Annotated in this window: 20 protein-coding genes; 12 read left to right on the top strand and 8 right to left on the bottom strand. The window is 40.7% G+C overall.

Annotated features, from left to right (window positions below; translation table 11 throughout):
• Positions 1-174 precede the first annotated feature (174 nt).
• Together ACMZOO_RS04320 and ACMZOO_RS04315 are read left to right on the top strand one after the other, a co-directional pair.
• Positions 175-627, top strand: coding sequence for a helix-turn-helix domain-containing protein (locus ACMZOO_RS04320; protein WP_440905556.1), 453 nt, complete (start codon positions 175-177; stop codon positions 625-627).
• A gap of 5 nt (positions 628-632) precedes the next feature.
• A complete protein-coding gene (locus tag ACMZOO_RS04315; RefSeq protein WP_440905555.1) occupies positions 633-1199 on the top strand; it encodes a PIN domain-containing protein in 567 nt (188 codons plus the stop codon).
• A 61-nt stretch (positions 1200-1260) separates the two neighbouring features.
• Here ACMZOO_RS04315 and ACMZOO_RS04310 read toward each other — a convergent pair whose 3' ends face one another.
• Positions 1261-4548: a hypothetical protein gene (locus tag ACMZOO_RS04310; protein WP_440905554.1), complete on the bottom strand. Its 3288-nt coding sequence runs from the start codon at positions 4546-4548 to the stop codon at positions 1261-1263.
• A gap of 424 nt (positions 4549-4972) precedes the next feature.
• Between ACMZOO_RS04310 and gtfA the strand changes: the two genes are divergently transcribed.
• From gtfA to ACMZOO_RS04295, 3 genes are all read left to right on the top strand, one after another.
• Positions 4973-6448 carry a sucrose phosphorylase gene (gene gtfA, locus ACMZOO_RS04305; protein ID WP_440905553.1) on the top strand — a complete coding sequence of 492 codons (1476 nt, stop codon included), beginning with the start codon at positions 4973-4975 and terminating at the stop codon, positions 6446-6448.
• Positions 6449-6683: 235 nt separating this feature from the next.
• Positions 6684-7625, top strand: a complete 942-nt coding sequence (locus tag ACMZOO_RS04300; protein WP_440905552.1) for an ABC transporter substrate-binding protein — start codon at positions 6684-6686, stop codon at positions 7623-7625.
• 5 nt (positions 7626-7630) lie between these two features.
• A complete protein-coding gene (locus ACMZOO_RS04295) occupies positions 7631-9616 on the top strand; it encodes a methyl-accepting chemotaxis protein (RefSeq protein ID WP_440905551.1) in 1986 nt (661 codons plus the stop codon).
• Here the strand turns inward: ACMZOO_RS04295 and ACMZOO_RS04290 are convergent.
• Positions 9613-10470, bottom strand: coding sequence for a substrate-binding domain-containing protein (locus tag ACMZOO_RS04290; protein ID WP_440905550.1), 858 nt, complete (start codon positions 10468-10470; stop codon positions 9613-9615). The genes ACMZOO_RS04295 and ACMZOO_RS04290 overlap by 4 nt on opposite strands.
• Before the next feature lie 251 nt (positions 10471-10721).
• On the opposite strand from ACMZOO_RS04290, the gene ACMZOO_RS04285 reads away from it, so the two are divergent.
• Positions 10722-11855 (top strand): ABC transporter ATP-binding protein, encoded by a 1134-nt coding sequence (locus ACMZOO_RS04285; RefSeq protein WP_440905549.1) that lies wholly within the window; start codon positions 10722-10724, stop codon positions 11853-11855.
• A gap of 91 nt (positions 11856-11946) precedes the next feature.
• Entirely contained in the window at positions 11947-13350 is a 1404-nt protein-coding gene (locus ACMZOO_RS04280; RefSeq protein WP_440905548.1) for a sugar porter family MFS transporter, read from the top strand.
• A gap of 10 nt (positions 13351-13360) precedes the next feature.
• Here the strand turns inward: ACMZOO_RS04280 and trmB are convergent, their stop codons facing one another.
• Positions 13361-14083, bottom strand: coding sequence for a tRNA (guanosine(46)-N7)-methyltransferase TrmB (gene trmB / locus ACMZOO_RS04275; protein WP_440905547.1), 723 nt, complete (start codon positions 14081-14083; stop codon positions 13361-13363).
• Between the two features lie 192 nt (positions 14084-14275).
• On the opposite strand from trmB, the gene ACMZOO_RS04270 reads away from it, so the two are divergent.
• From ACMZOO_RS04270 to ACMZOO_RS04255, 4 genes are all read left to right on the top strand, one after another.
• Positions 14276-14896 (top strand): MarC family protein, encoded by a 621-nt coding sequence (locus tag ACMZOO_RS04270; RefSeq protein WP_440905546.1) that lies wholly within the window; start codon positions 14276-14278, stop codon positions 14894-14896.
• Between the two features lie 8 nt (positions 14897-14904).
• Positions 14905-16608 (top strand): protein adenylyltransferase SelO, encoded by a 1704-nt coding sequence (locus ACMZOO_RS04265; RefSeq protein ID WP_440905545.1) that lies wholly within the window; start codon positions 14905-14907, stop codon positions 16606-16608.
• 108 nt (positions 16609-16716) lie between these two features.
• Positions 16717-18192, top strand: coding sequence for a glutamate-cysteine ligase family protein (locus ACMZOO_RS04260; RefSeq protein WP_440905544.1), 1476 nt, complete (start codon positions 16717-16719; stop codon positions 18190-18192).
• Positions 18183-19229 (top strand): hypothetical protein, encoded by a 1047-nt coding sequence (locus ACMZOO_RS04255; protein WP_440905543.1) that lies wholly within the window; start codon positions 18183-18185, stop codon positions 19227-19229. Before ACMZOO_RS04260 ends, ACMZOO_RS04255 begins: the two co-directional genes overlap by 10 nt.
• Here the strand turns inward: ACMZOO_RS04255 and ACMZOO_RS04250 are convergent.
• The 3 genes from ACMZOO_RS04250 to ACMZOO_RS04240 are packed head-to-tail and all read right to left on the bottom strand — an operon-like array spanning position 19200 to position 21773.
• Positions 19200-19628 (bottom strand): hypothetical protein, encoded by a 429-nt coding sequence (locus ACMZOO_RS04250; protein ID WP_440905542.1) that lies wholly within the window; start codon positions 19626-19628, stop codon positions 19200-19202. The two genes, ACMZOO_RS04255 and ACMZOO_RS04250, sit on opposite strands and share 30 nt — an antisense overlap.
• Complete coding sequence (locus ACMZOO_RS04245) at positions 19625-20404, bottom strand: hypothetical protein (protein ID WP_440905541.1); 780 nt, start codon at positions 20402-20404, stop codon at positions 19625-19627. Before ACMZOO_RS04245 ends, ACMZOO_RS04250 begins: the two co-directional genes overlap by 4 nt.
• The gene (locus tag ACMZOO_RS04240; RefSeq protein ID WP_440905540.1) at positions 20397-21773 is read right to left on the bottom strand and encodes a deoxyguanosinetriphosphate triphosphohydrolase family protein; all 1377 of its coding nucleotides are present in this window, start codon (positions 21771-21773) and stop codon (positions 20397-20399) included. The genes ACMZOO_RS04245 and ACMZOO_RS04240 overlap by 8 nt, the downstream gene beginning before the upstream one ends.
• 147 nt (positions 21774-21920) lie before the next feature.
• Between ACMZOO_RS04240 and ACMZOO_RS04235 the strand changes: the two genes are divergently transcribed.
• Complete coding sequence (locus ACMZOO_RS04235; RefSeq protein ID WP_440905539.1) at positions 21921-22451, top strand: hypothetical protein; 531 nt, start codon at positions 21921-21923, stop codon at positions 22449-22451.
• A gap of 61 nt (positions 22452-22512) precedes the next feature.
• On the opposite strand, the gene ACMZOO_RS04230 is transcribed toward ACMZOO_RS04235, so the two are convergent.
• A complete protein-coding gene (locus tag ACMZOO_RS04230) occupies positions 22513-24807 on the bottom strand; it encodes an FdhF/YdeP family oxidoreductase (protein WP_440905538.1) in 2295 nt (764 codons plus the stop codon).
• The gene (gene fdhD / locus ACMZOO_RS04225) at positions 24797-25564 is read right to left on the bottom strand and encodes a formate dehydrogenase accessory sulfurtransferase FdhD (RefSeq protein WP_440905537.1); all 768 of its coding nucleotides are present in this window, start codon (positions 25562-25564) and stop codon (positions 24797-24799) included. Before fdhD ends, ACMZOO_RS04230 begins: the two co-directional genes overlap by 11 nt.
• Positions 25565-25649: the final 85 nt, after the last annotated feature.

Here is a 25649-nt window from a genome sequence, read left to right as displayed (position 1 = left end):
TTTATTTATCGCCTAATCTACAAATCAATTCGAGTCATATCCTTAACCTCAAACATTCCTTTTATTGCTTCAAGGCTAACTTGGTAATCTTTGAGTTGATGCGATTCGTTTATTTCATTTGTTTCGATTATTGCGTTTGTGTACTATAATTTACTAAACAAAAGGAGACATATAATGAGTAGTGCCACGTTATTACATTTACCAACATCTGATGAGATTGACGTTGCAAAGCGATCTAGTAGGACGTTAGCAAAATATGCATCTGTCGATCGTGTTCAAATGTCGATCAGCGGCAGTAATGGAGAGAGTGATCAGTTTGTTCTACCTGGGCATGTTATGCAGATTCTGTTAGATGTGTTGTCAGAAATGTCAAACGGTAACGCAATTAGCTTGATCCCACATAATCAGGAAGTGAGTACCCAAGAAGCTGCTAACATCTTGAACGTAAGTCGCCCATTTTTGATTAAATTACTTGAAGGTGGAAACATTCCTTTTCATAAAATAGGTACTCACAGACGTGTTAAATTGCAGGACATTTTGACTTATAAGCAACAAATTGATGAGAAACGAAACCACGTGCTTGATGAGTTGTCAGAGCTTTCGCAGTCTGAAGGTATGGGATATTAAACTTAATGGCTAAGTTTACGGTTGTATTTGATGCGTGTGTGTTATATCCAGCCCCCTTAAGGGATACCTTGATGCGTTTAGCCTTGACGGACTTATTCAAAGCTCACTGGACAGATAAGATCCACGATGAGTGGATAAACGCATTACTTAGGCAGGGAAAGCATAGCAAAGAAGTACTTGAACGTACTAGGGTTCTAATGGATAGTCATGTACGTGATGCAAAAGTATCTAACTACGAAAGTTTAATTGACGGGCTTAACTTACCGGATCCTGATGACCGTCACGTATTGGCGGCGGCAATTAAAGTGAATGCGGATGCTATCGTAACTTTTAACTTGAAAGATTTTCCAACCGAATATTTGCAGCAATTTGGGATAGATGTTGTCCATCCTGACGATTTTATTCACTATCAAATAGATATGGCAACGGCAGTTTGTTGTGACGCTATTAGACGCCAGCGAGCAGCGTTGAAAAATCCCGAAATTGATGCCGCGAATTTTTTAGCTATTCTACAAAAACAGCAGCTACCTCAAACTGTATCGGCCTTACGTAAATACATTCAATTCTTGTAAGCCAATAACCTCGTGTTGTAAATGCATAGCGGCAGTGTTGCCTGCCACTATGCATTACTTTCTATTCGCTGTAACGTGTTAAACCTGAGGCTGTCGCTGTATTGTTTTCGCTAAACAGACCAATTTGGTATTCAGCTAAATCGTATAAACGGAAGCTCAAGGCTCGATAGTGGTTTAGGTAGATTGCGCCTACACCCGATTGCGGATTTAGCCACAAATCAACATGTACACCTGATTGCAGATCTAAATTAATATCTATGCTTGGGTTAGCGCTATTTTGTTCGTCACCGTCAAAATAGAACTTGGCATTGCCATTCGTTGGGTCGAGTTTTAAATAAGCTAGTTTGTCCGCTTGGCCTGCTACAGGCATTCTGAATTGAATACCGGTAACCGCGCTGGCAGATGCACCCGATATATTAAACTGCAGTCGGTTAACTTGGTTGCTTGCTGGCAAAGTAAATGCGCTGTTGGCTTGCAAGGTTGCACTATTTGTTTGTACTTGCACATTGCCTTGAGTCCAAGTTGGGCTGATAGCCATAGCTGAGTTTAGTTGGCTAATTACTTTATCTGGCATTTTTACTGCCAGTTCACCACTTAGGTGTTTATGCAATTGATGCACAAGTAAATCGCCACCCCAGCTTGCTGATGCACCATCGTTGCGGCCATCAGTATGCGGCACCCAACCAAACAATAAACGCTCATTTTCAGGCCCAGCAGAACGCGCTGCATAAAAATATCTGCCATCGAGTGCATCAAAGTTTGGTTTAACCCATTGGTTATTCTGGTTAATTAAATATTTAACCACTGGCGACTCAGTACGTTGGTCGGAATAAACAATAAAAGGCGTATCGGCAAATTCAAAATACTCGGGTACTTCTAAATTTAGTGTCGAAGTTTCTGTGTATAGTGGTGCTTGTGCAGTCCAGCTGGCTAAGTCGGTTGAGGTATATAAACCAATCGCTGCTTGGCTGTTGTAGCGCGAGGTAATTAACATCCAATAACGCTGTTCATCTTGATTCCAAAATACAAACGGGTCACGGAAATCATAGTCGCTATAGCCGTTGCTACCTGTGAAAGTGTGCTGGTTAATGGTTTGCCAATTTTTTAAGGTATTGTCAGTGGCAACAGCATGCATTACTGCTTCAACTGGATAGTGCTCTTTATTGTGGCCGGTATAAAATAAGTGGTATTGACCACTTTGGTCTTTCATTACGCTACCAGAGCCAATCCATCTATCTTGTGCATTAATGTCGCCAGATGCAGGAATAGTTTCTTCGGAGAAAGTGCCTGTTAATAAATCATCTGTTTTCGACAAGTACCAAGAGTGATAAGCCGAGTTTTGTAGATAGTAGATATAAAACTCGCCATTTTCATAATATGGGTTTGCGTCACCCATATTGAGTTGCAATGCCACTTTATGGCCTTCAACTTGGCTGACGATTGATGAGGTAAGTGGCGCAACTGCTGCTTTATCCGCTTGGCGAATTTCATCCACTAAAATAAACGGTAAGCTGCCATCACTAACTGTATTGTCGTGTTGGTCGATAATTTCAATTACAGCTTGTTGGCCGACTAACGAGCTTGTATCCCAAGTAGTCCAAGCAAGTTCTGTTTCTGAGCCGTTACCGGTTGCATGGCGAACAACTTTGCCGTTTACACGTAAAGCAATTGCAGTTGCGTTGGCTGTATCAAAGGTATTGGTGCCACCTGCGGTTAACAAATTAATGTAAGGCTGTGCGATGGTAAATTCAGGCGACAATAAACGGCCTGTTGCTTCCCAACCATACCAGCTGCCTGTTGTGTCGGTATAATTTGCATAACCTTGGCCGTAGCTGGCAAAAACGCGATCTCCCACATAGTTTGCTAAGCCGCTCGCCCATTGGCCACCGTTAAACCGAACAAAATCACCATAGGCTAAAAAGTTAAACGCATGATAGGTGTCGTAGTTGAAACAACAATTTTCAAAACCTGCAATATGTGTTGTTGGAAATTTACTTGAACTAAAGGCTGCTTGACCTTCTGTTGCTGGTGCACTGGTTATCGGCGCCGCTGCATAATCAATTTCGCCTGCAATATTTTGTGTTGCTGGAATATCTGCTGCACGGAACTGATCCGCAAGTAAATACGGCGTTGCTGCGTCTGAGTTATCGGCAGGGTGGTAGTCTAATAAACGTATTTGTGCATTTTGGCCGATAAATTCATCAACATCCCAACTATGCCAACTCAAATCTGTCGAGTTGTTACCACTGGCCTGACGAACAATTTGATTATTTATTATTAGCAGCGCGGCTGTTGCGTTAGCTGCGTCAAACAGCTGGTTGCCACCGCCTAATAAAAAATTAATGTAAGACTTGCTGATCACAAATTCAGGTGAATCTAAGCTACCAGTTGCTTGCTCGCCGATGGGCTCTAAGCTGGTGTCGTTTATATCTTGGTAGCCATCACCTGCACTAGAAAATACTCTGTCGCCAATTGCGCCGCTGTAGTTTGCAGCCCATTGACCACCATCTAATTTAGCTAAATCATTAACAACGTTGTCAAAATTGTGTTGAGAAAAACTATCATAACCTGCGCAGCAAAACTCAAATCCTGCAATGTCTTGAGATGGATTACTTGCATTTATAAACAAAGGTTCACCAACTAGTTCTGGTTGCACATAATCGCTGGTTGTAGGCATTGCAGCAGCAAGATTAGCTGCTCTAAATTCATCTGCTAATAAGTAGGGCAGAGCGCTATCTATGCCATTATCCGTGTGATTGTCGATTAATCGAATACTTGCTGTTTGGCCTTGTAAATCACTCACATCCCAGCTATGCCAGGCAAGCGCATTATCAAGGTTATTGCCGGTTGCATGGCGTACAACTTGGCCGTTAATCAATAATACCGCAGCTGTTGCATTGGCTGTGGTGTACTTGTTGTTACCGCCACCAATTTTAAAATTAATGTAGTTAGTATTTATGCTGAATGTTGGGCTATCTATACTGCCGGTTGCATCATAGCCGAAGTAACTGCTGCTGCCGCCTTCTGATGTATAACCTAAACCAAAGCTGGCAAATAGACGATCGCCCACCACACCTGTAAAACTGTCTTTCCAGTGGCCACCATCTAAATACAATAGTGCGCCAGTTGCGTTGCTAAATGTATGTTCTTGATAGGTATTATATTGGCCGCAGCAAAATTCGAATCCAGCAATATTTTGTGTTGGTGTATTGCTGTTGGTAAAGAGTGCAGAACCTTCTGTTTCTGGTTGTTGCGTAAGTTGTGGTGCCGCTATGGCGTTGTGTGTTCCTGCTAGAAAAAGCGTTAGAAGTCCTGTTCTCGCTAGATATTTTGTGTGTATTAGTTTCATATTAGACTCTCTAAATTAAATATGTGCCAATTACATCTAGGCGTAATTAATGGTTCACAGGGTGTTTTGTTATGTTTTATACCTCCTTTTTAATTATTTTAATTGTTGTTTTTACAACGTTGTCAAAAATATATACCAAAAACATTTTTTTAACAACTGTCAAGTATAGCAATTTCGTAAATCATAAAATTTGCTATGTCTTTCTTACATAAATAATTGATGCAAATATAAAATTGGTTGAGATGTCATGATTACAGGGATTCTTAAAGCATTAAGTTTTTGTTTGTTGAGTGTTTAATTCAATAATTCTCTAATTTTATTATTAAAAATTATGTGTTGATTTTATTTTAAAAATATACTTTAATTTAACTTAAACGTTTAAGTTTATTTTTAAATTAGAGCTTTTAACTAACCTGAGATCCCTATGAAAAATAATGTACAACTAATTACTTACGCCGACAGACTTTCCGGCAGCGACTTACAAGGATTAAATTCGTTATTAACCAATCAATTTGACTCATTATTTGGCGGCGTGCATTTATTACCCTTTTATTATCCAATTGACGGTAGTGATGCGGGTTTTGACCCAATTGACCATACTCAAGTTGATAGTCGTTTAGGTAACTGGAATGACATTGCCAACATAGGTGAAAGCTTTGACACTATGGCTGATTTAATTGTTAATCACATGTCAGCTCAATCAGAAGCTTTCCAAGATGTGTTAAAAAACGGTCGCAATTCAAAATATTGGGATTTGTTCTTAACTAAAGATAAAGTTTTTCCGAATGGTTTGTCGGATGAAGACAGAGCAAAAATATATCGTCCACGCCCAGGTAGTTGTTTCACTGAATATACTTTGGCGGATGGCACAACTTGTGAATTTTGGACCACTTTTACCTCCAATCAAATCGATATTGATGTGCACTCTACTGCGGGTAAACAGTATTTAACGGATATTTTGACTAAATTTGCTGAGAATAAAGTAAATATCATTCGCTTAGATGCTGCGGGTTATGCAATTAAAAAAGCTGGCTCTAGCTGTTTTATGCTTGAAGAGACTTTTGAGTTTATTAACCAGTTGGCTAAACAGGCGAGCGAGCTAGGCATACAGACTTTGGTTGAGATCCACTCTTACTATAAAACACAAATTGAAATTGCAGAAAAAGTAGACCGCGTATATGACTTTGCATTGCCACCTTTGGTATTGCACAGCATATTTAGCCAAGATTTTTCTGCGTTGGCGAAATGGTTAAAAGTTTCACCAAGAAACTGTATTACAGTGTTAGACACTCATGATGGTATTGGCATTATTGATGTTGGCCCTATGGCGGGCAAAGCTGGTTTATTGAATGAAAATGAAATTGATCACTTGGTTGAAAAAATCCATAACAATAGCCAAGGTCAAAGTCGATTAGCTACGGGCGCGGCCGCCAGCAACGTCGATTTATATCAAGTCAATTGTACTTATTATGATGCACTAGCGCAGAATAACTTTGATTATTTACTTGCAAGAGCCATCCAGTTTTTTGCACCAGGTACCCCACAAGTATATTACACAGGCTTGTTATGCCATGAAAATGACATGGCTTTATTAGAAAAAAGCAAAGTTGGTCGCGACATTAACCGCCCATATTTAAATACCGATAAAGTAGATAGTTTAACTAGTAAAAACATCACCCAAGCTTTGTTTAAGTTAATTAAAATTCGTAACAACAGTGAAGCATTTAATGGTGAGTTTGTGATGCAAGCTGATAAGTCTAAACTGCAAATGTGTTGGACAAAAGAGCATGCCAAAGCTGAACTAACAATTGATTTAACCAGCAATAGTGCAGCGATATTCGTATCTGATATTGGCACAGAAGAAGTATTTGATTTACAGCAAATGCTTGTGGATGATTAATTGGATTAACAACTAATATAGTGCCAGAGTCATACCGTCTGGCACTAAATGAGCTAAGCTGACATTAGAATTTTTTTCATCATTAAGTCCTTATTTTTTAGTTAGATATTTTGTCTGAGCAGAGTAATACATTTGAATATTACCTGAGTTATTTATAAATATTAATGACAACGTTGTTTAATGTGTTTATACTAATTGTACAATTTTTTAACAAATGCATTAAGGTGGGTGGATTATGAGCTATAAAAAGTTAACTATTCATTTTTTATTGATCATTGGTTTAGCTATTTTTACCTTTAGCCAAAAATCTCTGGCTAATTTAACCGTTGGTGTGGCTATTAACGACTTAAACAACCCATTCTTTTTGCAGATTGTTAAAGGTGCTAAGCGCAAGGCTGACGAACTTACTAACGGCAAAGCAAATACTCTGGTGGTTGCAAGTGACTATTCACTAAATAGACAACGTTGGCAATTGGCGCAGTTGGTTGAGCGTAACGCTGATATTGTTGTGATAACCGCAGCCGACCAGCAAGCTTTGGCACCCGAAATTAAAAAAGCGATTAAACAAGGCACACAAGTTATTGCGGTGGATGTTTCGGCTGAAGGCGTTGTTGCAACCGTCGCAACCGACAATGTAAAAGCGGGATTTCAAGCCTGTACGCATCTAATTAACCAGCTTGGTGGTGTTGGCAAAATTGCGATTATTAATGGCCCAAATGTATCAGCCGTGGTTGATAGGGTAGATGGGTGCAACCAAGCAATTGCTGAAGCTAGTGGTATTCAGCTGCTGCAAGTAGACGCGCAAGGCCAAGGCAGTCAATCTGGTGGTGAACAAGCAATGAAATCAATTTTGGCGACCTACCCAGATGTTAACGGCATTTTTGCGATAAATGACCCAAGTGCAATTGGTGCCGAGTTAGAGGCGCAGAATCGCGGTAAACGCGATATTGTCATTACTTCTGTTGATGGTGCGCCATTAATGCAAGAAGCGTTAAAAAATTCAAATGCATTGGTCAGTGCAACCGCCGCCCAATACCCTGATTTAATGGCTGAAAAAGCCGTTGAGTTAGGTTATCAACTAAAACAAGGTCAAAAACTGTCGCAGCAAGTATTTTTAATAGATCCAAGTTTGGTTAATAAAAACAATGTGATGCAGTACAAAGGTTGGGCGGAGTAAAGACTATGACACTTCAATTTAAAATCTCAAGCGTATTTAGTTTTTTAGCTTTGGTTATCATAGTTGTGATAGCTGCTGGTGTACAAAATAGTCAAACTATCAGTAATAGATTTGATCAATTTTCCGAACATGCAACCGAATTATTGCTCAACTTGGCTGATATGCGTGAAACCTTTCAGCAGGTGGACAACAAGGTTTTACAGCACTATTTGGCTCGTTCAACCCATCAACAAAACGGCTTAGAACAACAGCTCAAACAAGATGATACGAATTTGCAGCAACTAACGCGCAAACTGCTAAATAAAGCTGAGTTGTTATTTGCTAACAATGATATGCAGCTAACGGATGTTCAGCCTGAGTTAAAAGCGCAGCAAGCACTTATTTTAACTAATCGACAAGCGTTAGCGTTAGATTTACAACTGCAAAATAAGCAGGCTGACTTTTTAAAGCAGTGGCAACAAGTAAACGAACTTGTTGAGCTGAAACTGAAAGACTTAAACAGTCAAAGTTTTATTTGGTTGTCGTCGTTAATGGCAATTCAAGATGGTTTAGATCGCATTCGTGCTTTAACTGAAATGGTTGCAGTTACCCAAGATCCTGAAGTTTACCCAACACTTATTCCAACGGCTTCAGACAGTATGAAAACCTTGAAAACCAACTTAGAAATTTTGACTTATCAATCAATGTTTTCGGTAAGTGATTTAGCGCAGGTAGTGGATAAAATGGAAAAATCACTGCTGGCACAAGAGGGCATGTTACCAATAGCCGTGAGTTATTTAACCGCACGCGATAAACAAGTTGCGCAGCTTGAACAGTACCGCCAAGTATGGCAAATGGATTTAGCTAAGATTGATAAATTTGCCGATTGGATTAACCAACAAACTTCACAAAACGCACTGCAAAGTAAACAGCAAAACGCATCGGCCACGCAATGGTTAATTATTGCAGGGGTTATCTCGGTAATTATTACGGCAATCATCAGTTTTATTATGGTGATGGGGATCCGCCGTCCAATTAAGCGCTTAACTAAATTTAGCCAAAAAGTCAGCAGTGGTGACTTAACGGAAAATATCTCAAAAACGTCAAGTGATGAATTTGGCACCATAGGTAAAATGCTCAATAGCATTTCCGAACATTTAAATGCGCTAGTGGTGGAAGTTATTCATACCAGCCAAAGTGTTAATTCGGCGAGCGATAATTTGCTTAGTAACAACCAGCGCAGTTTAGACCGAGTATTTAAAATTAGCAGTGATATTGAAACCTTGTCTGCTGCGTTGCAAGAGCTTGGCACTTCGGCCGTGCATATTGAAGAGCGCACAATCAATACGCAAAAAGAAGTTGATAACATTGATAGACTGATTATGCAGAGCCGTGATTTATCTAAACAGAATGCTGACAAGTTAGCCGAACTTGGCACGCAAATGAAAGATGCTTCAAATATTGTGCGCTCATTGCGCCAAAGCAGTGAAGACATTAGCAGCATAGTCGCCATTATCCGCGCGGTAGCAGAGCAGACAAATCTACTTGCGTTAAATGCTGCGATAGAAGCGGCGAGAGCAGGTGAGAATGGTCGAGGTTTTGCTGTGGTTGCCGATGAAGTGAGAGAGCTTGCTGCGCGCACACAAAAATCGACCGAAGAAATTGAAAGCATTGTGAGCAGATTACAAAGCGAAAGCCAAAATGCTGAAAGCATGGTTGACGCAGGTGCCGAGATCACACTAGCACGCATTAGTGATGCGAATAACTTGTCGAAAGATATGCGCTCTATCGGTGACGCAGCGTCCATTATTAAAGATATGAGTGCTTCTATCTCAACGTCTGCGACTGAACAAGGGGCTGTAATTCAGGAGATTGCACAAAATATTGTTGATTTGGCAGAGCAAATTAACGACAACAAAGCGGAGTTTAACGACAACGTAAAACAAACTGAAGATTTGGTTGAACGAGCACATACTTTACGTGGTTTAACGGCTAAATTTACCACGCGCTAGTTTAAAGATGTGTGGGCTAAATATTGGTAAATGCTTTTGCAATTGGGTTCTGGCAGTTTTTGGATAAATGCGTAATCAATAAACATTGGGTTGAGGTAAAGGTCAGTTAGAGGTGTTTTCGACTCTATGTTATTGATAAGTTTAACTGCACTGGCATAACCAATTTGGAAGGCATTTTGGCTGATAAAACCGAGCATTTTATTTGCAGTTGTTGCTTTAATCAGCGCTGGATGGCAATCAAAACCTATTTTGATGTTTTCGATTTCGGCCAGATCCTGATTTAACGCAAGGCTGCCAAGCTCGTTAGTGGCATAAACCACTTGAGCGCTGCGAATGAGCTCTTTTTGTTGAAAGATAATTTCTCTGGCTGAACCAACTGAGCGCCCAGAATGGAGGTGTTTTAATTTTACCTGGCTGAAAGTTTGTTTTAGCAGGTTAGTAAAACCAAGCGCACGTTGGTTTAAATGCGCTTCAGTTTGATTGTTAAGCACAACCGCTAAATCAATGGTTTTTTGACTGAGTTGAATAAGCTGTTTAGCCGCTAATTCGCCAGCAAAATAGTCGTTGGTTTTAACCACAGGTAGCTGGCTATTTTCGGGTTTGCGGTCAATTAATATAATGGGTTTGTCATAGTTGAGCACTAGAGCGTCTACTACTGATTTTTCATTTGGCGCGAGTATTAAGCCGTCACACTCATAGTCTTGGAAAAAATTTATAATTGAAAGTTGTGCACTGGCTGTGGTTGACTCGTAAGTTCCTCTAGAAATGATCTGGTAACCATTATCCGCAGCCGCTTTTTGTGCACCAAGGGTTGTTGCATGCCAAAAGGTGTAGCCTCCGCCTGCTGTGACCATTATCAAACATTTACTCTGAGCGTTAAAAGCGCATAGACTTAGCAGAGTTAGTTGTGCAACAACAATGAATGTTTTTGCTGAAGCTACTATCCTTGTAAAAAAAGAAAGTAGAGTGAACATGGGATGTCCTGCAGGAATTTGTACAAGTATTAGTCTAAATACTAGACGATAGAACAAGATTTGTAACCTAAAAGATAACGTTGTTTTGTATTGGTTTCTCTAGATTTAATTTGGCTTGTTAGGTGTGTAAATTGACACGATTGATATTAAAAAATTTATCTAAAACTTATGTTTTGGGTGAAATGTGTACGATAAAAAATATAGATCTTGAAATAAAGTCTGGTGAACTGATTGTGTTTATCGGCCCTTCTGGCTGTGGCAAAACGACGCTGCTGCGTTTAATTGCAGGACTTGAGCCGCTAACCGACGGTGAAATGTGGTTTGATGAAACACTGATGAATCAGGTAATTCCAGCCAAACGAAAAATCGGTATGGTTTTTCAAAACTATGCGCTTTATCCGCATATGACTGTATTTGAAAACTTGTCGTTTGGACTCAAGCAAAAAGGCATCAACAAAAAGCTAATTAAACACAGAGTAGAGAAGACTGCTGAGAAGCTTGAAATTTCGCACATTTTGGCGGAGAAACCAGACAAGTTGTCGGGCGGGCAGCAGCAAAGAGTCGCGATTGGTCGTTGTATTGTGCAGCGCCCACAACTGTTTTTGTTAGATGAACCCTTGAGTAATTTAGATGCGGCGCTTAGAAGTAAAACCAGGCAGGAGATAAAGCAGTTACATCGCTCATTGGGCACAACTATGATTTATGTAACACACGACCAGCACGAAGCTATGACTTTGGGCGACAGAATTGCGGTGTTTGCTCCTTTGTCGGCTTCTAATGAATGTAACTTGCAGCAAGTTGGTTCACCGCTCGAACTTTACAATAAACCTTGCAACAAATTTGTTGCGCAATTTTTAGGGCAGCCAAAAATTAATTTTCTTGCAGCTATTGTTACTACTAGCTCTGACTCTGGCATTTCCGCGACGCTTAGCTGTAGCGAACAAAGCATCACTTTACCCAGTTGTTCTGTAGTTGCTGGGCAGCAGATTGAACTGGCTTTTCGACCTGAACATATAGTATTTAGCCTTGACCCTGAAGTAACCAATACCGACAAGTATATTGAGCTGCAAGCATGTTTAAGTTCTTATGAGCAGTTAGGCAGCGAATGCATTTTGCACTTTGATTATGCAGACACGCAAATTACTGCAAAAGTACAAAAGCAATTTGATGAGCAAGAGTTGCAGCCTGCGCTGTGGAACTTGTATGTAGAAACTAAATATTGTCATGTGTTTGATAAGGTGACTGGGGCTAGGGTCTCACTTTAAGTTATCATTAGTTTAATTTTAAATATCTAACTTGTTAAATAAGACAACGTTGTTATAATGATTCGAGTATTAACAAATTGAGAGTATATGTATGCCAAAATTACTACTTTGGTCAATTACCGTAGCTGTAGCCGGATTTTTATTTGGTTTTGACACTGCGGTTATTTCTGGTGCCGAACAGAAGATTCAAATTTTATGGGATTTATCACCTATGGAGCATGGGTTGCTGATTGTTTCTTCGGCGCTCTGGGGTACCGTTATTGGTGCCTTATCTGGCAGTTATCCTTGTGATAAATTTGGTCGTAAACCAACACTGATATTTATCGGTATTTTGTACGCCTTGTCTGCTTTTGGCTCGGCAATCGCCCAAGACCCTTACACCTTTGCAATTTTACGTTTTATCGGTGGTATTGGAGTGGGTATTTCTTCTGTTGCTGTGCCTGCATATATTTCTGAAGTTGCACCGGCTAAACGACGTGGTCAGTTAGTTGCTTTGTATCAATTCCAAATTGTTTTCGGCATTTTGGTGGCTATGTTATCGAATTACTTTATCTCGGGTTTAGCTGACTGGGATTGGCGTTTAATGTTGGGTATCGAAACCTTACCAGCTTTGTTATACCTAATGTTTGTCAGTCGAGTACCAGAAAGCCCTCGTTGGTTGGCAATTCATCGTGACGATATTAGTCAATGCCGCAAAATTCTCAATGAAATAGGTGAAGAGAATGTTGAGCAGATCATCAGCGAGATAGAAGCATCAAAATCTACTAAAGCCGATTTAGCTAAAGCAAAAAGTGCGTTAACTGAGTTAGAGCAGCACAATGTTGAGCAGGAAGTTGAAGACATAGTTGAAGAAAAACAATCTGAGCCTAAAAAATTATTTAGCTCTGTCTATCAATTACCCATTTTGTTGGCGTTTTTAATTGCCTTTTTTAATCAATTATCTGGCATTAACTTTATTCTGTATTACGCGCCGCGCGTGTTTTCTATGGCGGGGTTAGACTCTAGCAGTGCGTTGCTTTCATCTGCTGGTATTGGTTTAGTTAATCTCATATTTACTATGGCGGGTTTATGGATAATTGATAGAGCAGGGCGTAAAAGCTTAATGTATATAGGCTCAGTTGGTTACATTATTTCGTTAGCTGTGGTGGCTTGGGCATTTGCCAACAACATAGGCGGCGCGGTTGTAGTATTTTTTGTCTTTATGTTTATTGCGTCGCACGCTATTGGTCAAGGTGCGGTTATTTGGGTGTTTATTTCAGAAATATTCCCGAATGCGGTACGGGCAAAAGGGCAGGCGCTTGGTTCAGGTACTCATTGGGTATTTGCTGCATTAATTAGTTTATTAATGCCAACAGCTCTGGCTGCATTTGAAGCTTCTACTGTGTTCTACTTCTTTGCATTTATGATGTTACTACAGCTAGTGTGGGTGAAATTTATGATGCCTGAAACTAAAGGTAAGTCGTTAGAAGATTTAGCGCTTGAGTTAAAGCGCTAAATCGATTCGATTAAATTTTCTCAAACATTAAGTCCCATACGCCATGTCCAAGTCTATGACCGCGCTGTTCAAATTTAGTTAGCGGTCTATGCTCTGGGCGTGGCATATAATCTCCAGTTGGTGATTGGTTTTTGTAGTTTGCTTGTGCCGACATCACTTCCAACATATGTTCTGCGTAATTTTCCCAGTCGGTCGCCATATGGAAAACTCCGCCCGTTGTCAGTTTTTGCGCTAACAGTTGGGCAAATTCTGTTTGAACTATACGGCGTTTGTGGTGGCGTTTTTTATGCCAAGGATCAGGGAAGAATAATTGCACACAGGCTAGTGAAGCATCGCTAATACAGTCTTTTAAAATTGCGACTGCATCATGGTTGATTAAACGCAAGTTTTTTACACCTTCTGTTGTGGCGTCTTTTAAACAGGCGCCAACACCTGGCAAGTGCACTTCAATACCAACAAAGTTTTTTTCAGGGGCATTTTTAGCCATTTCAACCAATGATGCACCCATACCAAAACCAATTTCTAAAACAACAGGGTTGTTATTGCCAAATATTACTTGCCAGTCAAACACACCTTGTTCGTGAGTTAAACCGTATTGATCCCAATATTCGTCTATTGCCGCTTGTTGGCCTTTGGTTAAACGCCCTTGGCGGGTTACAAAACTTTTAACTTCACGAATAAAACGGCCTTTTTCTTTGGCTTGTTCGAGTCTGTCTTGCGGCTGGTCGGTCATGGGATTCAGAACTTTTGTTGGTTTAAATATCAAACCGCACATTATTGTGATCCAGCAACTGAGTGCAAGTAGTTTATTAAATTGGCAGATAAAAACTTATAACAAGCTGTGAGGGTTTACTTGACTTAATACGGCTAGCTAAAGGTATTTTAAAGGTTTAAACTTGTTTTTTATGCTAAGTACGAGGTGTCAATGGATAGCATAATTCACAAATTTGTTCTGTTATGGGCTGTTATCGACCCGATAGGCACTATACCTGTTTTTATTGCTGTGACTGCCGCATTAAAAACGACTGCCGAGAAAAACAAAGTGGCAGTTAAAGCTATAGTGATTGCCGCTTTGGTTTTGGTGTTTTTTGTTGTACTTGGCGAAATATTGCTTGATGCGATGGAAATTCCTTTGCCAGCCTTTCAAGTTGCCGGTGGTGTTGTATTGTTTTTATTTGCACTGACGATGATTTTTGGCGACAGCAAACCAGAGCAAGAACTCGGCATGGTCGATAAAGCTGCAAACGCAGCAGTGTTCCCGCTGGCTATCCCTTCAATTGCTTCACCTGGTGCTATGATGGCAGCTGTATTGCTGACAGATAATCATAGATATTCTCTGGTCGAGCAAACCATCACAACAGGCATTATTCTGGTTATCTTATTTATAGCTTTGTTGTTAATGCTCGCCGCCAATCGGATTGTAAGTTTAATTGGCGAAACTGGTGCAAGTGTTGTTAGCCGAGTAATGGGACTTATATTGTCTGCCGTGGCTATGAATGCAGTGTTATCGGGATTATTCAGCTATTACAATTCAGTGAGTGGTTAGACTTTTTTATGAGTATTAAACAATCAGAAAAAACCGACAACAAAGTGACTAAGTTAACGCAAGTTGCAGAGTTGGCGGACTATTCCTTGTTAGATTTTTTAACTGCAGATCCTGAAGCGACAGAATCAGGTGATGATTATAATCCTCGCGAGGTCTTCTCTGGCCATTATGTGCCAGTTAAACCCACGCCATTAGCTGATGCTGAATATATAGCGCACAGCCAAACGTTATTTGCAGAATTAGCTTTTGACGATAGTTTGGCGCAAGATCCAGATTTTGTCCGCATGTTTTCTGGAGATCTGTCGCAATTACCACAGGCTATGTCACCAGTTGGTTGGGCGACTGGTTATGCGCTGTCAATTTACGGCACTGAATATACCCAACAATGCCCTTTTAGAACTGGCAATGGATATGGGGACGGCCGCGCTATTTCTGTATTGGAGTTAGTCAGTCAGGGCAAACGCTGGGAAATGCAGTTAAAAGGCGCGGGCAGAACACCTTATTGTCGCGGTGGTGATGGCAGAGCTGTTTTGCGCTCAAGCGTACGCGAATTCCTTGCACAAGAACATATGCATGCGTTAGGTATTGAAACTTCGCGTTCACTGAGTTTGTTTGTGTCTAAAACTGAAAGAGTTGATCGCCCTTGGTATTTTGAAGGTTCACATTCACACGATCCTGAAACTATGCTTGCTAATCCAGTCGCTATTTCTACCAGAGTTGCGCCGTCGTTTTTGCGTGTTGGTCAAATAGAGTTATTCGCTCGCCGCGCTCGTGTGAATGAACATGACAAAGCGTTAGAAGAACTTGAACTGATTATTCAACATTTAATTGATCGTGAATATAGTCAACAAATAGACCCGCAGCTTGATTTTGCCGACAAAGTTTTACTACTGGCCAGTGAATTTCGCGAGCGTTTAACCACATTGGTTGCCAACTGGATGCGCGTTGGGTTTTGCCAAGGTAATTTTAATGGGGATAACTGTGCTGCTGGTGGTTATACGCTAGATTATGGCCCCTTTGGTTTTTGTGAATTGTTTGAACCTATGTTCCAACCTTGGACAGGCGGTGGTCGCCATTTTGCTTTTTTTAATCAGCCGGTGGCGGCAGAAAAAAACTTTGCCATGTTCTGTTTAAGCTTAGAGCACGTATTGCAAAATCTGCCTGAAGCGCTCGAAAAGCTCGCGGATATTCAAGCAGGTTTTTCGCACATAATGCATCAAAAGTTGGAAGCCATGTGGGCTGCAAAACTTGGTTTGGCGCAATTTGACGAAGCACTTTTGGTTGAGCTGCTGCAACTTATGGTGAAAACACAGGTAGATTACAATATGTTTTTCCGTGAGCTTTCGCATGTGCCACAAGAGATAACTGGTTTACAAAAATCTTTTTATGCGCAAGCGTCAGGTGAGCTACAAGCCCAATGGCAACAGTGGTTGCAAAAATGGCGTTCGGCGGTTAAGGCTGATGAAAATACTGCAGCTTTGCGTGAAAAAATGTTAGCGGTCAATCCTAAATTCACTTGGCGAGAATGGCTAGTTGTGCCTGCTTATCAGGCGGCTGCCAACGGTGATTATTCCTTAATAGCTGAGCTTCAGCAGGTGTTGTCTAACCCATTTGCGGAACAATCAAATGATATTGAAGATAAATATTATAGCTTACGTCCAACAGCTTTGTTTGGCGTAGGTGGTATTAGTCATTATAGCTGCTCGTCATAAACTCATTTGGCTATAGCACAGCTTGTTACTGCGCTAAAGCAAACTTGCAAAAACGCTTTACTTGGCTAAATATTAAACAAGCTAAAGCAAGTATGGTTGCGCAAGTGCATGGGACAAAACGTCAACAAACAATGTTTTTCGCCAGAAGATTTTGTTCAGTTTAAACAAAGGCTGCACCAACAACTCGACGAACTTAAATTAATAATGGCGCGGCCTAATTTTGGCCAAGCCTCGTTAAAATTGGGTGCTGAGCTTGAACTTTACCTCACAGATTCTGAAGGCCACTGCCAACTGAGTAATCAGCAAGTTTTGGCCAAGTTGCACGACTCGGTTTTTCAACACGAAATTAATCAGTATAACCTCGAACTCAATGTTCCTCCCGTCCCGTTAGACGATAAAGCTTTTAGCCACATGGCGGAGCAAATGACGCAGAGGTTGAATCAGTTAAATGATTGTTGTCGTGATTTAGGTACCCACGCGACTGCTATAGGTATTTTGCCAACACTTAGGCCAAATGATTTACTCAAACAAAATATGACAGATTTAGAGCGCTATCATATTTTGGTTGATCAATTAAAAATTAACCGTGGTGCTCCTTTTCAAATAGATATTCATGGTGAAGAGGATGTACATATGCAAGTGGAGGATGTAACCGCCGAAGGGGCGAATACGTCTTTTCAAGTGCATATGATGGTACCGCCAGGTGCTTTTGTTGATGTGTATAACGCAGCTATGTTGAGCCAAGCTTTGGTCACGGCAGCTAGTGGCAATTCGCCAATTTTTTTAGGTAAAGTGGTTTGGGACGAAACACGTATTGCTTTGCTTAAACAGGTATTAGATTGCCGCGTACGTGATTTGGTCGCGCGCCAATTACCAGCGCGGGTCAATTTAGGTTTAGGTTGGTTAAAACAAAGTGCCTGGAGTTTATATGCCGAAGCAGTTGCGCTATACCCAGTGTTACTACCAAACTTATTCCCAGCACATCAAGGTGAAGGTTTACCCGAATTATCTGAGTTATGTTTGCATATGGGCACTGTATGGAATTGGCACAGACCTGTATATTGCCACCAAGCAACAGGGCATATCCGCATTGAATTTCGTGCATTACCCGCAGGGCCAACGGTTGAAGATATGGTCGCCAATGCAGCGTTTTCAGTTGGGTTAGCTTATGGTTTGAGCCAGCAAATGGAGGCATATTCGGCGATTATGCCGTTTGAAATAGTCGACAATAACTTTTACCGCGCAGCGCAACATGGTTTAAATGCATCCATTTATTGGCCAGACGTCGAACAATATCACGTGACTCATCAACCTATTAAACAAGTGGTGTTGAACTCGTTAGAAATTGCCAAAACAGGTTTGATTTTATTAGGTATTTGTAATGCAGAAGCTGAATACTATTTAGCGATTATTCAGCGAAGAGTAGAACAAAATGCAACAGGTGCAAATTGGCAAAAAGCCGCGCTGCATTATTTTGAGCAAACGCAGCATAGGCACTATGCTTGTATTGAGATGTTGAAGTTTTACCAGCAACAAAGTGTATCAGGTGCGCCAGTGCATCAATGGGAGCGACCATGGCAATAACATTAAAAAAATTACGCTATACCCATGCAGAGAATTTACATTTACCCGCAGACCCAACCGAATGGTTGTTGAGTTTACACGGCCCTACTGTGATTGACATGCAAGGGCATATCACCAATAGAACAAGGGTTGTTAGTGTGTTGGTGCATGGCAATGAGCCTTCGGGTTTTATTGCAGTGCATAGGTTTTTGCAAAGCAAAATTACCCCTATGACCAATGTGCGTTTTGTTATTTGTTCGGTTGAGGCAGCGCAGCAGCAACCCGTGTTTACCAACAGATATGTTGATGATGTACACGATTTAAATAGATGTTTTAATTTGAATAAAGATGATGCTGCTGTTACCCAAAGAGCAGGCAGTATTTTGCAAGCTATCAATGAAGTTAAAGCCGAAGCTGTGATTGATATGCACAATACTTCAGGTACGAGTCCGTCATTTTGTGTGGCAACTCGGATAGATATGCAAGTGCAAGCGCTAGCCTCGTTTTTTTGTCAAACCATGATGTATACACGTTTATCACTTGGCTCTTTAATGGAACAAAATTTTAATTGTCCGATAGTGACGGTTGAATGTGGTGGAGCGAAAGACCAACAAGCGCATGAGATGGCCTATCAAGGTGTGCATGAATTTCTAATGGCAGATAATTTATTTGCTGGTCATCATTATATGTTGGTGGATATTGTTGAACATCCACTGCGCTTGGAGCTAGATCCTAAAACCAAAATGGTTTTTGCCGACAAAAATGACCCTGATGCAGACGTCACTTTAGTTTCAGACATTGAACAGCACAATATGGGGATTACCCGTGCCGATTGTTTAATTGGTTGGTCAAATATAGGTTGTGCACCTTTTACCGTGAGAAATGAAGCAGGCGAGGTGCAGTCCGACAGCATTATTTATTGTAAAGATGGTCAGATATTAACTCGGCATAAATTGCGTATTTTTATGGCAACCACCAATCACAGAATTGCGTTAAATGATTGCCTGTTTTATGCCTTTTGTGAAGATTTACAAGCTGGTGTTAGTAGTGGCGCATAATTGTGGGATTTCATTAACTATATTGCTGCAATTGCCGTTACGCACTTTGGCTTTGCGGCACACAGACACAGACCAACTTACTTTTGCTAAGTAGTCGTGCAGCTCAGGTACACCTTCGCATAGCTGCTCGTTTGTCGCAGCATGCTGAATACAGTGGCTTAAAAACACTTTTAAGCCGACGGTGCAATTGGCTTCACGGCAGTTTTCACTTTGTTGAATCACTTGGCTTAAACAAGCCATTTGATCATTTTTTTTAGCAAATTCAATTGCTGCTTGTGTTTGCTGCGCTTCCACTTGAGCTAAAACTTGGTGGTTGTCTTGCCAATAAAAATAAAAAGAAAGTCCGGTTAATACCGCAAACAGTGGAATGCCAAGGGCAAAAATATATCTGAGCTTCATAATAAATCTAAGTTGCTTTGTTGCAGGCTATTCGCCAGTTGTGGAGCTGAGGGAGCAGCAAAAAATGCATGATAAATGTTTGGCTTTATCTCGGTCAAATAACATTGGCGATAATGAGCTGTTTCATATTCAATTACTTGTGCTTGATCAAACAATAGGTGTTGTTGCTGCAAATATTGGTGTAGCTCAGCGGTAATATGTTGCACGGGTTTATGCACAATACAGCGTAAAATTCGCACATAAGCACCGAGTGGATTAGGATTTTCTGCTAATTGTAAGTCCAACGTGCCAGTTTTAATCGCCGAAAAATAATCTTCATTATGAATCAGTTGCTGGGTTTGGGTGTTATAGACAATTGCATCCCAATTTAAAATAGTGGTTTTTAATAAACTCTCTACTGTTTGATACTTCACTAGCTGTTGCTGAAATGCCCAAGTGTGTTCAAGTGGCCACACATCTAAATACCATTTTTGGCAATACAGCCGATAGCCACCAAATTTATTAAAATGCACCTGCATATCTTGGGCAAAACCTTGCATCAAACTTTTGAGCTTTTGTGCATTGCAGTCAACAACAAAATCTAAGTCGCCATAAAAATTGCGTATGCCTTGCAAAGCTATATCGCGGATAGCGCCACCAAACAGATATACAGTACCCAGCTGGTTTAACCTATTGACGATTTGTTTAACCTGTTGTCGACCACTATTGTTGTGCTGGTCAAAAAAACGCTGCAAACGCTTTTTGAGGATAACATCTGATTGCGCAATTTTAGCCATGCAGGTTTTTTAACTCGTCGTGCAAATAAATCAGGTAACTGTCGGTCATGCCCGAAACTGCATCTGCTAATAATTGGGCTTTGCGGTAATTATCACTCATTTCCGATTCAGCATAAATTCGGCGGTAATTTTCGGATAAGCGCTGGTAGGCATATTGTGAAAACAAGTTATCTTGCCCTTCGTTGCTTATGCCTATCCATAACATATCCATTATGCCAGATATATAGTTATTGCCTTTGAGTTCAAGCTCTAACACTGATTTATGTCGATACCCGTGTACATAATCAAATTTACGCATGGCTTTACAAAATTGCGCGGCTTCACTGGTTTCTAACAAACTATAACTTGCAGGTGTTTGCCCCAACATAATATTGTTAATGTCGCTAACCAGCGTGTTGAGGATAGCTTTAACCATAGCGCTAATCGCATACACTCTAAACATTTGCATTGACACATCGTTAAGCTCTTTCGGGCTTAAACCCGCGTTTTTAAATTCTTTGTTTTTGCTTTTAGCCGCAGCTAGCACATTTTGAGTAACAACATCGTCTGGGTTCATATGCTGCAGGTGGTCCACTATGTCAGAAAACGATGCTATGTCTTTTTTCACTATGTCTTCTGCATCTAACACTATATAGGCGATATCGTCGCAGGCTTCCATGACAAAAGTGAAGGGGTGGCGTAAACCTTCGGCTAAACCTGTTTGTTGCCAAACGTCTTCAACAATTGCTTGTTCAGATGCGAAATATCCGGCTTTTTTCCATCCCAAAGGTTTTGCCGCTTTGTTTGATACTGGATATTTAAGCATAGATGCTAAAGTTGCATAGGTGAGGTTTAAACCAAAAGTGTCATTAAGAATTTGTAAGCGCGTGACTAATCTGAAGGTTTGCGCATTGCCGTCAAAGCCCAAAAAGTCATGGCTATCAGGATGTTTTAATTCACCAAATACTTTTGTTTCGTTGCGCTTAAACCAGTTTTGAATAGCCTTTTCGCCTTGATGACCAAAAGGTGGATTGCCTAAATCATGCGCAAGGCCAATTGCTGCAAGCAATGCAGGCACACAGCGTTCAATATCTTTGTCTGCGTCTTCGCCAAAAATCTGCTGTCTAAAATCAAACGCTAAACGAATGCCAATACTGCGGGCAAGACTAGACACTTCATGCGAATGGGTTAAGCGGTTGCGCACGCTGTCGTTGCGCTCTAACGGGAATACTTGGGTTTTATCCCCCATGCGGCGGGTAGGGGTTGCGAATAAGATACGATCATAATCTCGTTCTAACTCAACTCTGCCGTTGGCGGATAAAACTGTACTGCCGCTACCGTGCCTGTCTTTGCGGCGTTGGCCATTTAAAAGTAGATCCCAATTCAACATATTTTGCTTAACCCTGCACTTTATTGATTATTTAGAATACTACTCTTGTTGGCTAGATGCTATTTCATTAACAAATTAATTGGCGAGCTGTTTAGCTGTCTTCTATACTGAAAAAAATGCCCTAAATAGTATAAGTTAGGAGAGAATATGGAACAGCCTGATAAGGAACTGTCGACTGAATGTTTTCGTGCTGAAACCGCTAGGTTATTGTCTTTGTCTGTCGCACAAATTCATTTAGGCTTATCAGACGGTGATGTCTCAATTGGTAAAGTTATTGAGTTTTGTAGTGAAGTTTCTGCTCAATGCGAAGCACTGCAAAATAAAGTAGATAGCCAAGAAACAGCACAAGCAACTGAGGCAATGAATCAGCAAATTAAAAAAGCCATTATCGCGCTACAATTTTACGATAGGCTATCGCAGCGTTTAGCTCATGTATCTTCCGGTTTAGAAGAGCTTGCTGATTTGCTGGCGATGGAAGAAATGATTCGCAAAGCTTCTCCTTGGTCAGACTTACGTGAAAAGTTAGTGCAGCAATACTGTTTAGTTGATGAAAAAGAAGTTTATGACTACATAATGCAAGGTGCATCGGTTAGCCAAGCAATTGAACTTATGCTGCAGAAAAAAGGTCAACAAACGCCTGCCGACCAAGAAGATGAAAGTGATATTACGCTGTTTTAGGTTTCATTATGAAACGCTTGTATCAAATGATCTTGATACAAGCCTGTAGCACAGAATACGCTTAAACTTGCTTGATGTTTAATGCCTGTAAGGTCGTTGCTTTAATGGTGACCGGAATAGATTTACTCGTTGGAGTAAACGAAGCTCGGCCTACACTGTCTATTGCCAACAATGGATTGGTTTCTGGGTAATAAGCCGCTAGGTTTCCACGCGGGATATCGTAATAAACCAGTTTAAAAGCTTTAATTTCTCTGCTGATCCCTTGGTCACACACAGAGCTTATATCTACGTGCTCACCTTCGGCTAAATTAAGCTGTTTTGCATCGTCTTTATTTATAAATAACACATTACGTTCACCACTAATGCCTCTATATCTATCGTTTAATGCATAAATAGTTGTATTGTATTGGTCGTGTGAACGCATACTTTGCAGTACAAAAGTAATGTTTTTAGCATCGCCGATTGTTTGCTGCATATTTGAATAACAGTCGGCCAATATACTGTCAGGTAACTTAGCGGCATTAAAATTAGCCAGTTTGCTCGCTGTATTCCATCTAAGCTCTGCCGCTGAGTTAGTTAAATGAAAACCTGCAGGTTGTTCAATTTTTTGGTTAAATTGTTCAAAACCAACAATAGTTTGGGCAATGAGTTGCCTAATTTTACTGTAGTCATCTTTAAGTTCGAGCCAGTTAAATTTATCTGGGCAAGTCGCATGGGCAATGTGCGCAACTATCGCGGTTTCCGACATACAGTGCGGTGAAACTGGCTCTGTCATACCTTGTGACGCATGCACCATACTGAAAGTATCTTCCACCGTTATTTTTTGTAGGCCGCTTTGTTGTTGGTCTTTTTCGGTTCTGCCTAAACACGGCAATATCAATGCATCTTCACTGACTAATAAATGGCTTCGATTAAGTTTGGTGCTGATTTGTACATTCAACTGGGCATTTTTAATTGCTTGATGGGTAAATTGACTATCAGAAGCGGCTTGGGCTAAGTTGCCACCCAAGCAGATTAATACTTTACTTTGTTTTTGTTGAAGGGCATTTAGAGCGTGATAAACATTGTGTCCAGCTGCGTAGGGGAGTTGCACCTTGAGTGTTTGCTCTAAAGCTTGAAGAAAAGCAGCTGTTGGTTTTTCGTTAATGCCCATAGTGCGGTTGCCTTGCACATTACTATGGCCACGAACCGGGCAAATACCTGCGCCTTTTTTACCAATTTGTCCGGTTAACAAATGTAAATTAACCACTTCTCGAATGGTATCAACTGAATGGGCGTGTTGGGTTAAACCCATAGCCCAACAACTAATAACCTTGTCACTTTCAATAAATACCTTGGCTGCTTGGGCAATTTCATTTTGAGTTAAACCCGACTGTTGTTCTATTTGTTGCCATGAGGTGGTGTTAACAATAGCTAAGTAATCATCCAAACCTTTAGTATGTTGTTGCACAAAGGTTTGGTTGATTTTGCTCGGGTAACTTTCAACTAGGGTTTTTACCATACCCCGAATAGCTGCCATATCCCCACCTAATTTAGGTGACAGATATAGATGACTTATTTGTGTTGCAGCTGGGGTTAATAACTCTGTTGGGTCTTGTGGGCTAGCAAACTTTTTTAATGCAACTTCTTTTAAGTTGTTAAACGTGACGATATTGCAGCCTTGTTTTGATGCTTTTCGTAGTGCATTCATCATTCTTGGATGATTTGTTCCGGGGTTTTGCCCAAAAACAAAAATGGCATTGGCATGGTCAAAATCGTCTAACACCACAGTGCCTTTACCTATGCCAACTGATTGGGTTAGGGCAACACCGCTGGCTTCATGACACATATTTGAACAATCAGGGAAATTATTGGTGCCAAATAAACGCCCGAATAATTGATATAAATAAGCCGCTTCGTTGCTCGCTCGTCCTGAGGTATAAAGTTCAAGCTGGTTTGGGTCGGTTAAACTATTGAGTTTATCGCCAATTAACTTAAATGCATCTTGCCAGCTAATGCTTTGATAACGATCATTTTTTGCATTGTAGCGCATCGGCTCAGCTAGCCTGCCTTGGTATTCAAGCCAATAATCAGATTGTTTTAATAGTTGCGACACGCTATGGGTTTTAAAAAATTCAGCATCCACTAATTTGTCGGTAGATTCCCAAGCAATCGCTTTTGCGCCATTTTCACAAAATTGAAAAGTACCATGTTGGTTATCACCCCAAGCACAACCTGGGCAATCAAACCCATCGGTTTGATTAACACGTAATAAGTTTTTTATATTTTCACGTGTACGATGGCTTTGCAGCAAATGTTTAATGGTTGACTGAACCGATGGTAAACCACCTGCTTTTTTTGGTAATTTAGAGGTCATTTGTTGTTATTCTCTGGCTGATGGATGGCTGTTTTGCTGGGTAATAAATTAAGTCATCACGTTTGGGAATATGAATTAAATTCAATTTGTATTGTTCGGCCAAACGAATAGCAAGTGTGCTAGGGGATGCCAAACTAATTAAAGTTGGTACAGCTATTTTTACTGCTTTTTGAATAAGCTCTGCGCTGCAACGGCTGGTGACCAATAACGCATGTTGAGTCAGCTCTTTATTGCTGCATTTTTGTTTTTTAATCACGCCAATTATTTTATCCAGCGCATTGTGACGGCCAATGTCTTCACGACAAGCAAGTACTTGATTATTTTGGTCTAACCAAAAAGCGGCATGCAATGCACCCGACGCTTGTGCTTTTACCTGATGTCGTTTTAAAGCTTGTTTAAATTGTTGGGGTTGGGCAATTGTATAGGGTGTGCTGCTAGCAAGTTCGGCTATATCCGGAAAGGCATATTCCAATGCCTGACTACCACAAATACCACAACCAGATGTGCCTTTTAATGAACGTTGTTTTACCGCTAGCGTATGCATGCATCTATTCGATAGCTTTATATTGATGTTAAGCCCAAGCGGGTGGGGGGCAAATTCGATATCGTGCACATCATGGGCGTGGTCGATTAGGCTTTCACTAAATAAAAAACCGACAATAAAATCTTCAATGTTATCCGGCGTTATCATCATAACGGCGTAATTAACTTGATTGATGCTGATAGCTGCTGCAATTTCTTCAACTACTTGTGGCATATGCGCGTGCTTTAAATCGCTAAAAAATTAATCCTGTGGTTATGCTAATAGATCATGGCTTGTGCTGCCAATCAAACAAATTTAT

It is taken from the genome of Catenovulum sp. SX2 (assembly GCF_052056295.1).
GTDB lineage: Bacteria > Pseudomonadota > Gammaproteobacteria > Enterobacterales > Alteromonadaceae > Catenovulum.
The sequence above is the reverse complement of the archived record's forward strand: the minus strand, read 5'-3'. Positions and strand labels throughout refer to the sequence as shown.